General features: G+C 31.1%; 11 protein-coding genes. All 11 read right to left on the bottom strand.

Going from position 1 to position 13,628, the window contains the following annotated elements; translation table 11 throughout:
- Positions 1-104 precede the first annotated feature (104 nt).
- Positions 105-572, bottom strand: coding sequence for an SsrA-binding protein SmpB (gene smpB / locus D4Z93_RS12055; RefSeq protein WP_119973839.1), 468 nt, complete (start codon positions 570-572; stop codon positions 105-107).
- A gap of 78 nt (positions 573-650) precedes the next feature.
- Positions 651-2,801, bottom strand: a complete 2,151-nt coding sequence (gene rnr / locus D4Z93_RS12060) for a ribonuclease R (RefSeq protein ID WP_119973841.1) — start codon at positions 2,799-2,801, stop codon at positions 651-653.
- Between the two features lie 132 nt (positions 2,802-2,933).
- On the bottom strand, positions 2,934-3,167 hold the full coding sequence (gene secG, locus D4Z93_RS12065; RefSeq protein WP_119973843.1) for a preprotein translocase subunit SecG: 234 nt from the start codon (positions 3,165-3,167) through the stop codon (positions 2,934-2,936).
- 248 nt (positions 3,168-3,415) lie between these two features.
- Positions 3,416-4,669, bottom strand: a complete 1,254-nt coding sequence (locus D4Z93_RS13565; protein WP_119970804.1) for a transposase — start codon at positions 4,667-4,669, stop codon at positions 3,416-3,418.
- Positions 4,670-5,076: 407 nt separating this feature from the next.
- A complete protein-coding gene (locus D4Z93_RS12075; protein WP_119973845.1) occupies positions 5,077-5,415 on the bottom strand; it encodes a hypothetical protein in 339 nt (112 codons plus the stop codon).
- 410 nt (positions 5,416-5,825) lie between these two features.
- On the bottom strand, positions 5,826-6,800 hold the full coding sequence (locus tag D4Z93_RS12080) for an acyltransferase (RefSeq protein ID WP_119973846.1): 975 nt from the start codon (positions 6,798-6,800) through the stop codon (positions 5,826-5,828).
- Between the two features lie 78 nt (positions 6,801-6,878).
- Positions 6,879-8,486 carry a ClC family H(+)/Cl(-) exchange transporter gene (locus tag D4Z93_RS12085; RefSeq protein WP_243105953.1) on the bottom strand — a complete coding sequence of 536 codons (1,608 nt, stop codon included), beginning with the start codon at positions 8,484-8,486 and terminating at the stop codon, positions 6,879-6,881.
- A 128-nt stretch (positions 8,487-8,614) separates the two neighbouring features.
- Positions 8,615-9,928, bottom strand: coding sequence for a phosphopyruvate hydratase (gene eno / locus D4Z93_RS12090; RefSeq protein WP_119973848.1), 1,314 nt, complete (start codon positions 9,926-9,928; stop codon positions 8,615-8,617).
- A gap of 47 nt (positions 9,929-9,975) precedes the next feature.
- Positions 9,976-11,499 (bottom strand): 2,3-bisphosphoglycerate-independent phosphoglycerate mutase, encoded by a 1,524-nt coding sequence (gene gpmI / locus D4Z93_RS12095; protein ID WP_119973850.1) that lies wholly within the window; start codon positions 11,497-11,499, stop codon positions 9,976-9,978.
- A gap of 37 nt (positions 11,500-11,536) precedes the next feature.
- On the bottom strand, positions 11,537-12,283 hold the full coding sequence (tpiA, locus tag D4Z93_RS12100) for a triose-phosphate isomerase (RefSeq protein WP_119973851.1): 747 nt from the start codon (positions 12,281-12,283) through the stop codon (positions 11,537-11,539).
- Positions 12,284-12,336: 53 nt separating this feature from the next.
- On the bottom strand, positions 12,337-13,536 hold the full coding sequence (locus D4Z93_RS12105) for a phosphoglycerate kinase (RefSeq protein ID WP_119973853.1): 1,200 nt from the start codon (positions 13,534-13,536) through the stop codon (positions 12,337-12,339).
- Positions 13,537-13,628 lie beyond the last annotated feature (92 nt).

Here is a 13,628-nt window from a genome sequence, read left to right on the forward strand (position 1 = left end):
GATTTTTATAAATACGAACTTAGACTTACTAGAAATTTTTACGTGACGAACTTTGGAAATGTCAGCTGGAGTATAACTTAAGCTTGAAATTACAAACCCTATAACTACCTGAATCTCTGTTTCATCTGTCTATCTATATCTCTTTTAGCGGCCTTTTCAAGCATTGCATCTCTCTTATCATAATTCTTTTTACCTTTAGCTACTGCTAAATTAACTTTTACCTTACCATTCTTTAAATATAAAGCAAGTGGTACAAGTGTATATCCCTGCTGTGCTGTAAAACCGACAAGTCTGCTTATTTCTCTCTTATGAAGGAGCAGTCTTCTGATTCTCAAAGGATCTCTGTTAAATACGTTCCCTTTTTCATAAGGGCTAACATGCATATTACAGATAAATATTTCTCCATTTCTTACCTCTGCATAACTATCTTTCAAATTTGCCCTTCCTGCCCTTATTGATTTAACCTCTGTACCAACCAAAGCTATACCAGCTTCCATTGATTCCTCTATAAAATAATCGTGTCTTGCCTTTCTATTCTCGGCAAGAGTTTTATTTCCGCTGTTCTTTTTCATATAAACACCTACTCCTGATTTATAACATCCTATTAATAATATAATAGTATAACTCTATGGCAAACTCAATGATATTATTTATGCTTTTGAAATGCCTTCCTCTTCCTTATCCTCTCTTAAGAGATCAAAATAAATTTCATGTGCAAACATGTCAACCCGTGAAACTTTTATTTTAACCTTGTCACCAAGTCTAAATATCTTTTTAGTTCTCTCTCCTATAAGACTCAAATGCTTTTCATCATAAATATAATAATCATCCTCCAGAGTACTCATATGTACAAGTCCCTCAATAGTATTGGGAAGTTCTACAAACATTCCAAAATTTGTTACAGACGATATTATACCTTCAAATTCCTGGCCGATTCTTTCACTCATATACTCAGCCTTCTTAAGATCATCAACTTCCCTTTCGGCATCCTGAGCAATCCTTTCCATCTCAGAAGAATGTTTTGATGCATATTCAACCTGCGGCATAAGTTTAGAACATCTCTTTTGATCTAATCCACCATTTATAAATTCTTTTATTATCCTGTGAATTATAAGATCAGGATATCTTCTTATAGGCGAAGTAAAATGACAATAATATCTTGCTGCCAGTCCAAAATGTCCGACACATTCTGGTGAGTATCTCGCCTGCTTCATTGAACGAAGGAGAAGAGTATTTACAACTATTTCTTCAGCTTTCCCTCTTACCTTTTCAACTACCTCCTGAAGAGATTTGGGATGTACCTTTTCTTTGTTCATTTTCACAACATATCCTAAATTATGAACAAACTCATTAAACCTCATAAGTTTTTCATCATCCGGGTCTTCATGGATCCTATATACAAAAGGTGTATTATTCCAAAACATATGCTCTGCTATTGTTTCATTGCAAACAAGCATAAATTCTTCTATTATTCTATTTGCTATTGCTCTCTCATAAGGTTTTATTTCAACAGGCTTACCTTTTTCATCCAATATTATCTTACATTCTTCAAAATCGAAATCAATAGCCCCTCTTAAAATTCTCTTTTTATAAAGTACCTTGCACAGTTCCTCCATAAGTTTAAATTTGTCTACCAAATAATCATACTTCTTTATAGTTTCCTCATCATGGTCCCTGAGTATTTTTGTAACATCAGTATAAGTCATCCTCTCATTACTATTTATAATACTTTCAGTTATATTGTACTCAACAACCTTACCTGTTTTATCTATTTCCATAAAACAGCTTAAAGTCATCCTATCAACTTTAGGATTTAAACTGCAGACTCCGTTCGATAATTTTTTAGGAAGCATAGGTATTACTCTATCTATTAAATAGACGGAATTTCCCCTTTTTAAAGCTTCCTTATCTATAGGATTTTTTTCTGTTACATAATTTGATACATCCGCAATGTGTACTCCCAGATGATAATTACCATTTGGAAGCTTTTCTAATGAAACTGCATCATCTAAGTCTTTTGCATCTTCTCCATCTATAGTTACAACTGTCAAATTTCTTAAATCTTTTCTTCTTCTATATTCCTTATCAGGTATATCATCAGGTATCGAATCAGCATATGCCTGAACTTTTTCTGGAAACTTTTCAGGGAGATTATTTTTCTTTATTATAGTGAGTATATCTATTCCTTTATCGCCCTTTTTACCAATGACCTCCACTATTTTTCCTTCCGGGTTTCTTCTTTTCTCAGGCCATGTAGTTATTTCTGCTATGACAATATCCCCGGTTCTGGCACTACCTTTACAATGTTTAGATATAAAGATATCCTGATATATTCTAATTTCTTCTGGAACTACAAAACCAAAATTCTTACTATCCTCATATGTTCCTATTATTGTTTTATTCGCTCTTTCAAGTATTCTTATAATCTCGCCTTCACATTTCTTGCCATTACCGCTCTGTTTATTTACTTTGGCAACTACCTTATCACCATTCATTGCTCCGTTTAAATAAGATGATGGTATAAATACATCCGGTACATCCTCCTTCTCCGGTATTATAAATGCAAACCCCTTCTGATGACCTTGAACTTTTCCAACTACAAGTCCCATCCTATCAGGTATTCCATAATAATCTGTACGTGTCTTAACTATTTCCCCATCTTTCTCCATTGACTTCAATACCTTTGAAAATTCTTTTCTATCCTCTTTTGATATCTCAAATATCCTTTGAAGTTCAAATATATTCATAGGCTTATATGCCTGCTCTTTCATAAAACTCAATATTACTTCTCTTATATTCAATACAAAGCACTCCTTTCATTTCAAAATTCCTATAATATAAACTATGCCCTTAAGCAGAGCCGTCCCTACCTAAAGGCATGATAATCACTAACATATTCATATTATTAGCATAAATTACATAATAAATACATTTTATTTTATCAAATTCTGAATAATACAAAGAGCTGCAAATATTACTGAAAGCACAACTGTTGTTCTAATAAGCATAGCCTCGGAAGTTCTCGATTTGTTTTTAGAATAAAATGTTTCACTGACCCCTCCTGAAATAAAACCACTTAATCCATTTGTTTTACCAGGCTGAACTAAAATAACTGCTATTATTGCAATTGCTATTATAGTTTCAAAAATTATAAGCAAGGTTTTCAAGCTAATTCACCTCCATGTGTACACAAAGTATATTTTAGCATACTAAAAAATAAAGTACAATAAAAAGTATTTTTAAACAGAGATTTAGCACCTAAATTCCAGTAAAAATTTTATTTTTACTGGAATTGTATCCAATTACATTTATTTAAAGGGCTGGTAAGCCCGGAGACCGTTAGGTCGAAAAAATAATTATAATACCTCTTTACCCCGATAAATTTATATAATCAATTTCCAGTTTTAATTTTGAATTATGTCTTTCCAAATATAGGGTTATTCCAATTATCTTCTATAGTAAATCTTTCATCTTTTATATCTTCAATAATATCCATTTGAAGCATATTCTTTTCTCTAAAACCCCTTATACACCTAAAAAAGTATAACTGCATTAAATTAAATGCTATTATTATAAACATTAAAACTGTTTCTACGCCCGTAGGGCTATGAAGAAAACAGTGATCTAAATGCCATTCCGTCTTCAGTTGATGAAATATATTATTTTCAATGTCCCATCTTTTATGCATTATCTTCCACAGGCTTTCTACTGATGTAAATTTATCTGTTGTTATGATCCATCCTTCTTTAATCTCTATTCTGTCTCCAGTATGAATTTCTTCCACAAACCTCAAGAACCTTACTTTTATATCCTTATCAGACATTTCAAAATTATCATCTTCCCATGCCTTAATCTTTGTGTAGATATTTGTATTTTTTCTTACAATCCAGTTCTTATCTGCCTCACGGCATTTAAATAAAGCTAATGCGTCTTTTACAATGTGAAGACGTTCATCTTTTACTCTAACTACAGCATTCATTCCTATAGAGAGTACTTCTTTTATCCATGTAGCATTACAATACAAAGCATCAGCTACAATGATATCCGCAAAGTGATGATATTTTTTATATAGCTTTTTAATTAAACGTTTGCCGGCAGTAATTTCTCCTTCATCTTTACCTGAACTATCTTTTTGGGATTCAAGCATTTCCTGATCTAAAACAATATGTGGATCACAACCAACCATTGCACAAACTACTGATCTGTGAAAATGATGCGTTATACCTTTTTTATCAACCCTTGTAAGGCAGTTGTTACAAGATTTTTTAATACTGTCAAATAGTTCTACACCATCTATGGCAGCTACCTTTAAACCATCTATAGTACCATTTCTAAATACTTTATTCTTCGCAGTAGTTTTTATTATGTGCTTGTTGATATTTTTTAAGCCATCAAGATCAAAATCATTCAAGAAACGCCTAACGGCGTCAATGCGTAGCATTTTAGTATTTTTAGGTAATACCTTTTTAAATTTATTCTTTTCAATCCAATGTTCTAATCTATTGAAACTTCTTATTTGAAGCATGAATCCAAATAATACTACGAAAGCTATTGTTGAAACTTTTGCTGGAGATTTTATTATTTTATTTTTTAAACTATTGATTTTTTCACCTATATCATATACCCTGTTAATATAAGTGAGTAGCTGTTTCAAATAACTTTTACTCATTTTATCAGCATCCTTTTATTTTTAGTTTTTAGCAAAACCATTATAAAAAGGATGCTTTTATTATGCAAATTTTTTCCGTATAATTTCCAGTAAAAATCGGAATCTATTAATTCTACTGTAAATATTCATAAGACTTTATAATTCAAAGGACTACCGTCCTAAAAATTTTTTAAGTGCTAAACTTCTGATTTTTAAATTAAATTTTTCTCTATTCTAATTCTAGCAGTATAATTTATAATTCAAGTATACTGCATTTTTTCGTCTAAATTTATCTTATTTTTTAACATAAAAATGCCCCCTTAAGGCAATCAAGTCTTATTATTTAACTTGTTTACCTAAAAGAGAGCATTTCAATTTAATAACTTTTTTACTATACATTCAAACTGATTATAAGAAGCTTATTCAGGTTAGATATTACATATTTCCCTTTTTTCATTCTTAATTGTTGTTATATCTATAATTTCAGCTTGAAATGCCTTAAGCAGTGCTTTTTCCAAAACCTTTTGATGGTTAAAATTAGCTACATCTGTACATACTGCAAATACTTTATTTATATCACCCATTAGATTTTGATAAGTCAAAGTCACATTAGGTTTATCATATTCTATGTCTACTATTTTTAATCCCCAAGATATTTGAGCGAAATCCTCTTTAACTTCTAACTTTGTTAATTTTTCTAGTTTTTTAGCATCCTCTGAAGGATTTTGTATTATTAATAATTCGTCTCCAACTTTGTATTTACTCATTACAATCACCCCTTTTAATATTGTTAAAAAAATATCAATATCTTATGATTTAATTATATATCAGCTTTAAGAAAAAAGCAATATAAAAATAAATTTTTAACACTTATTTTCGAATTTTTCAAAATATACTTAATTTAATTTGTAATTCAAGAATAATCTAAGATATTTTAGAAATAAATTTGATACTTTTAACTATATTAAACATATATAATTATAAATTTGATATATAACTAAATAATTGTGATTATTAAAATAATACTTTAATAAACTTTATCTTAATATTATATTAGATTATTTTCGCATTTTAGTGCTATTAATTATTATTTTTTTCACATATAATTTTAAAAAAAATTACTTACATTATAATTTATAAAGAAAATTAGATCAACGATTTTTAAAATCGCTGATCTTTATGGAAATTTTCTTATCTGGTTTATAATAATTCCACCAAAAAATGTAATAAAAAAGCCTTTTATCAAAAATCCTATACTATTTATATTTATCATATTATCAGTATAATACTTCGAAAAATAATATAATACCAATGCATGCGATAAAAAAACACCATAAGATGATTTTGATATATATTGTACTATTCTCATGAAGAAATTTTCTTTCCAATTTATACTGAAAATTAGTAGTATAACCACTGTACTGTATATCAGAATACTTGGTCTTAAAAATGTAGTTGAATAATCAATATTCCTATTAAATCTGGCATTTAATACAATCTCATATATAAATCCAAATATAACTAAAATAAATGATACAAACACTATTTTTCTAAATTTCTTAAGTAAATTTAAAAATGCAGTTAAATTATTTCCTATAAATGCTCCAAATGAAAAATAGAACAGCCAATCTAACATATTTTTCCTGTCAAAAAAATTTTGGATAATACCTGGAAATATATAATTATGTACCCCAACTAAAATAAGCATAGTAATTATAAAATTTATAATCAATGATAATTTAGATCCTATAATTTTATGTACAAGTGGAAATATAATATAAAACTGAATTATTAATGGAACAAAATATAAATGATAAAAAGCACTTCCATACAAAATATTATTAGCAATTAAAGATATATTAAGTGTTTTCTTTATAATATAAATATATATAACACACCATATAATATACCTCGGAATCACTTTATACAATCTGTGAGCCAAAAACTTGAAATATCCTTGACCTTCTTTGTAACTAATTGAAAGACCTATTCCAGATAGAGTTATAAAAGCCGGAACCGAAAATCTTGCTAACTGATTTACCAAAAGTGACTGCATATAAATTTTTGTATTAACTGTACTGTAAGAAAGCATTAATGCAGTTACATGTATAAAAATAACCGTAATAATAGCAAGTGCTCTCATTACATCCATAGCCAAAACACGTTGTCTTATTGCAATCACCCCTTAATCTGATGTTAAAATATACTTTTATATATATTGTAACATATATCAACTTTTATTTTCATCAAAATACAACTTATCTTGTGACATATACATCAATTTATCATTCACTTTACCCGCCATATCCTCATTTGTAAGAATTGTAATGTAATCACCAGCACTTATACCAGTATTTCCATTTGGTATTATCTTTTGAGATCCTCTTTTTATTTCAGTTACCAGACAATACTCTGGCCAATCTACTTCTCTAACTTTTTTACCATCTAAGTATGAACCCATACAAACAGATATTTGAAGTATAAATTTTTGTTTACTATTACCTATCCTCACCTTTTCATTCTTTGAGTTATTTGCTAAAAATTTCTCGAGCAGTGACTCATAAATAGGATCTGACCCTAATGCATCTGAAGTTAAATATGCTATTATAGCTACAATACTTAACGAAAGAAAATTATTAAATGTTCCTGTCATTTCGGTAATTAATATAATTCCTGTTATGGGTGACTTTACAACAGCTGTAAAATATCCTGTCATACCAAGTATTATAAAATTATTTATATACATTGTATTTATTCCGAACATATTTGTAATTACATTTCCATATGCACATCCAATTATTGCACCTATAGCAAGAAGTGGTAAAAATATTCCACCCGGTGCACCAGATCCATAACATACCATAGTAAATAAAAACTTAACGATAAGTAAAAGCAGAATAAAACCTATTGAAAAATGTATATATGTAAGCTGCATTATGAGCTTATTTCCACCACCCAATACATAAGGAAGCCAAAATGCAAATATCACAGAAATCAAAAGAGGAATTACTGCATTAAATTCATCGGGAATCCATTTTAGTTTTGAATATAATGTTTGACTTTTTAAAAGTGCTATATTAAAAACAACTCCCATAATTCCTATTATAATGGCAAATATGAATATAAATGCATAGTATCTTAATGGTATTGGCGATATATTTTTAAAATCAAATATAGGTTTAAATCCAAAAAATTCACTTGTAATAAAGTCTGATGATAATGCTGCAGAAAAAGCAGAAATCAAAATTAAAGGTGAAAAATTCTTGTGTACTTCTTCTAAAGCAAATATAGTTCCAGCTAAAGGTGCATTAAAGGCAGCAGCAAGTCCAGCACTTGCACCACTTGTAATCAAGTACTTTTCTTCTATTTTTATCTTCTTTAGCATCCTGCTTACTCCCTGACCAACAGCTGCTCCAAGTTGAACTGATGGGCCTTCTCTTCCAAGCGAAAGTCCTAATCCAATCCCAAGAGTGCCACCAATAAACTTTCCAATAATAACTCTATACCACTTCATGTCAAGTTTTCTAAGCAAGACTCCTTCAACTTGTGGAATCCCACTTCCTCCTGTCATAGGATCACTCTTAACTATTTTACCTAGTAGATAGCCTACTGCTATAAGTAATATAATCCATAATGGCATAGCCCATAGATTAACTTTAATCATCTGGTATATCTTATTTACAGCGTCTGTTAACTTTTCTATACTAACCCTAAAAAGTACAATTACAAATCCTGTAATTATTCCAACAAGAATTCCTTCTAATACTAACTTCAATCTAGAACTATACCAGTGAAGTAAAATATTATCTTTATTTTCTTCCGAAATTATATTCTTCACATTATACTCCCCCAATTTAAATTATACCTACAATCATAGTACTAGAATAACACCAATAGTCAAGGATAAAAAATAGAGCCTCATTTTAAAAGGGCTCTATTTTCAGCTGCTTTAAATCAATATATTATTTAAGAATGTTGCTTCTTTATATTTTTAACATTATAAAAAGCATCTAATCCTCTATACTCTGCTACTTCTTCTAATTCTTCCTCTATTCTTAGAAGCTGATTATATTTTGCAACTCTTTCTGTTCTAGCTGGAGCTCCTGTCTTTATCTGACCAGCATTAACTGCAACAACCAAATCTGATATTGTTGTATCTTCTGTTTCTCCGGATCTGTGGGAAACAACTGCCGTATATCCTGCTCTTTCAGCCATCTCTATAGCATTAAGTGTTTCAGTTAACGTACCTATTTGATTTAATTTTATTAGTATAGAATTTGCCACACCTTTTTCTATGCCGTTCTTAAGTCTACTTGTATTTGTGACAAACAAATCATCTCCTACAAGTTGTATTCTATCACCAAGCTTTTGAGTAAGTATCTTCCAGCCATCCCAATCCTCTTCTGCCATACCATCTTCAAGAGATATTATAGGATATTTATTCACTAGCTCTACATAGTAATCTACCATTTGCTCTGCAGTTAAAACCCTTCCTTCGCCTTTTAAATTATATTTCCCATTTTCATATAATTCAGATGAAGCTGGATCTAAGGCTATAAAAATTTGTTTTCCTGGCTCGTATCCTGCTTTTTCTATTGCCTCAACTATTATCTTGATTGCCTCTTCATTTGACTTCAAATTTGGAGCAAATCCGCCCTCATCTCCAACTCCTGTATCATAACCTTTTGACTTTAAAAGTGATTTAAGTGTATGATATACCTCAGCACTCATTCTAAGAGCCTCACTAAAACTTGGAGCTCCAGCCGGCATAATCATAAATTCTTGAAGGTCAACATTATTATCTGCATGCTTTCCTCCGTTTATTATATTCATCATAGGTATAGGTAAAACTTTTGCATTTACCCCTCCTATATAATTATACAAACTTAATCCAAGATAATTTGCTGCAGCCTTCGAACAGGCAAGTGACACTCCAAGCATTGCATTAGCCCCCAGGTTTGCTTTATTAGGGGTACCATCCAAATTTATTATTGCCTTGTCAATATACACCTGATCAAATACATTTACTCCAATCAACTCTTCAGCTATTATATTATTTACATTATCAATAGCTTTAAGAACTCCCTTACCAAAGTATTTGGATTTATCTTCATCTCTTAATTCTACAGCTTCAAAAGCACCTGTAGATGCTCCCGATGGTACAGATGCTCTGCCAATTGTTCCATCCTCAAGTACAACCTCAACTTCAATTGTAGGATTGCATCTTGAATCTAATATTTGTCTGGCAGCAACATCAACAATTTCAACATAATTTTTCATAAAAACACCTCTCTCATTAATTAAACTAATAATTTATAATTGTAAACCTATCTTAGGAGACTTTTCCCTGTCATCTCTTTAGGGATTTCTACTCCCATTACCTGTAAAATAGTCGGTGCTATATCAGCCAATATACCACTATCTCTTAATGGTTTAGCGTCCTTTGCAACATATATGAACGGTACCGGGTCTGTTGTATGTGCAGTCATAGGTTTTCCTGTAGAATAGTCAATCATTTGCTCTGCATTTCCATGATCTGCTGTTACAAATGCTACTCCATCTTTTCCTAATATCTTATCCATAATTTTCCCTACGCATACATCAACAGCCTCTATAGCCTTTTTAGCGGCATCAAATACACCAGTATGTCCTACCATATCTGGATTTGCAAAATTTAGTATTATTAAATCATATTTATCTTCATCTAATTTTCCTAAAAGCTTCTCTGTCACTGTATAAGCACTCATTTCTGGCTGCATATCGTAAGTAGCCACCTTCGGTGATGGTATAAGTACTCTGTCTTCCCCTGGATTTGGTTTTTCTACTCCTCCATTAAAGAAAAATGTAACATGAGCATATTTTTCTGTCTCTGCTATCCTGAGTTGTTTTTTACCAATGCTGCTTATATACTCACCTAATGTATTCACATAAGTTTCATTTTTGAAAGCTACATCTACACCTTCTATAGTTGAATCATACTCTGTCATGGTTACAAATGTAAGTTTCAACCTCTCTCTTGAAAATCCATCAAATACCCTGTCATTTATAGCTCTCGTAAGTTCTCTTGCTCTATCTGGTCTAAAGTTAAAGAAAATTACAGAATCATTATTTTTTATAACCGTATCTTTATCTTTTACTACAACAGTAGGAAGTACAAACTCATCTGTTTTATTATCCTTATATGATTTTTCCACTGCTTCTATTGCACTTTCTGCTGTTTCACCTTTTCCAAGTACCAAAGCATTATAAGCAAGTTGTATTCTTTCCCACCTTTTGTCTCTATCCATAGCATAATACCTTCCAGATACGGTAGCTATTTTACCTACACCAGTTTCTTTCATAAAATCTTCAATATCTTCTATATAAGTTTTGGCAGAGGCCGGTGGAACATCCCTTCCATCTAAAAATGCATGAACATAAACCTTCTGAAGTCCCTTTTGCTTTGTAAGTTTTAAAAGACCTTTTAAATGATTAATATGAGAATGTACTCCACCTGGTGACAAAAGTCCCAATAAGTGAAGTGTAGAGTTATTTCTAGAGGCATTATCCATAGCCTTGTTTATTTCCGGGTTTTTAAAAAAGTCACCATTTTCTATTGACTTAGTTATTCTTGTGAGTGATTGATAAACAACTCTTCCTGCACCTATATTTAAATGTCCAACTTCCGAATTTCCCATCTGACCTTCTGGAAGTCCAACACTCTTTCCACTTGCACTAATCTGTGTATGTGGATAGTTCTGCCATAACTTATCTATATTTGGTTTATATGCTGCTGTTACTGCATTTCCATCTTTCTTATCTGTTAATCCAAATCCATCGAGTATCATTAATAAAACTGGTTTTTTACTCATATTTACCTCCAAACCTTTTAAAACTATATTGTGATTTTTAATAATTTACTATTGCTGAAAAATCAGCAGCTTTTAAACTTGCTCCACCAACCAATGCTCCATCTATTTCTGGTTTAGCCATCTGAGCCTTTATTGTAGCAGGTTTAACAGATCCACCATATTGAATTCTAGTTTTTTCTGCAGTTTCTTTTCCATATATTGAAGCTATGACACTTCTTATATATCCTATAGTTTTATTTGCCTGTTCATCTGTTGCCGTCTTTCCAGTACCAATAGCCCATATTGGTTCATAAGCAACTACTAATTGTTGAATTTGTTCATTCGTAAGTCCTGCTAGATCTAATTTTATCTGTCTTCCTAAAACTTCGTTTGTTACATTTGCTTCTCTTTCTTCTAATGTTTCACCACAGCATATTATAGGAATCATATTATGTTCAAAAGTTTTCTTTACTTTCTTATTTACAGTTTCATCTGTTTCATTAAAGTATTGTCTTCTCTCACTATGTCCTATTATCACATAGTCAACACCCATTTTTTCTAACATAGATGGTGAAATCTCACCGGTAAATGCACCTTTTTCTTCAAAATACATATTTTGTGCGCCAACTTTTATATTTGTACCACTAACAGCTTTTAACACAGCATCCAGACATACAAATGTTGGACATACAACCACGTCACATTTTGCATCACTTACTAAAGGTATTAATTCTTTAACTAGCTTTTTAGCTTCATCAACTGTGTTATTCATCTTCCAGTTTCCTGCTATTATTGCTTTTCTCATAATTTTAAAATCCCCCGATCATTTACTTTTGATAATTTATATTTAAAATATTATTATTTATCGTTTAAAGCTGCTATACCAGGAAGAACCTTTCCTTCCAGGAACTCAAGTGAGGCCCCACCACCTGTGGATATGTGTGTCATTTTATCACCAAGTCCAAAGTTATTAACAGCAGATGCACTATCTCCTCCTCCTATTATTGTTATAGCATCAGAAGCGGCCATTGCTTCAGCTACAGCAAGAGTTCCCCTTGCAAATTCAGGGAATTCAAATACTCCCATTGGACCATTCCAAACAACTGTCTTTGCAGTCTTTAATGAATCTGCAAAAAGCTTTGATGTTTTAGGACCTATATCAAGCCCCATATAATCCTTTGGAATACTTCTTCCTTCTGATATAAATGGAGTCTCATCTTTTCCAAACTCTTTAGTATATGTTACATCTATAGGCAATAATAATTTTACTCCCTTTTCTTCTGCCTTTTTTATCATATCTTTGGTATAATCAACCTTATCAGCTTCCAATAATGATTTGCCTATTTCATTTCCAAGTGCTTTTAAGAATGTGTAGGCCATTCCTCCTCCTATTATAAGCGTATCAACTTTGTCTAAAAGATTATTTATAACTCCAAGCTTATCTGATACCTTTGCTCCACCCAATATTGCTACAAATGGTCTTTGAGGATTTTCAACAGCATTTCCTAAAAATTTTAATTCCTTTTGTATTAAATACCCACATACTGCAACTTTCATAAACTTGGTAACTCCAACTGTTGAACAGTGAGCTCTATGAGCTGTACCAAAGGCATCATTAACAAACACCCCGGCAAGCGAAGCTAATTCTTTTGAGAAATTTTCCTCATTTTTAGTTTCTTCTTTTCTATACCTTGTATTTTGAAGAAGAACAACATCTCTATCTTTCATTTCACTAACTGCTTTTTTAGCATTTTCACCGACTACATTATCATCTGCAGCAAATACAACTTCCTTTTTTAAAAGCTCTGAAAGTCTTTTAGCAACTGGAGCTAAAGATAAGTCAGGTTTCGGTTCTCCCTTAGGTTTCCCAAGATGTGAACAAAGTATAACTTTTGCATCATGCTCTACTAAATATTTAATTGTTGGAAGTGCACCGACTAATCTATTTTCATCTGTTATTTTTCCATCAACCAGCGGCACATTAAAATCACATCTTACTAAAACCTTTTTTCCCTTTACATCTATATCTTCTATAGTCTTTTTATTATAAACAGCCATTTAAATTACACCCCTTTTAATTAAAATCTCTAGATAACATTATATTACCATATATTTTATTATTGACAAATAAAATCACTATATGACTGTCT

This window comes from Clostridium fermenticellae (assembly GCF_003600355.1).
GTDB classification, from domain to species: Bacteria; Bacillota; Clostridia; order Clostridiales; family Clostridiaceae; genus Clostridium_AV; species Clostridium_AV fermenticellae.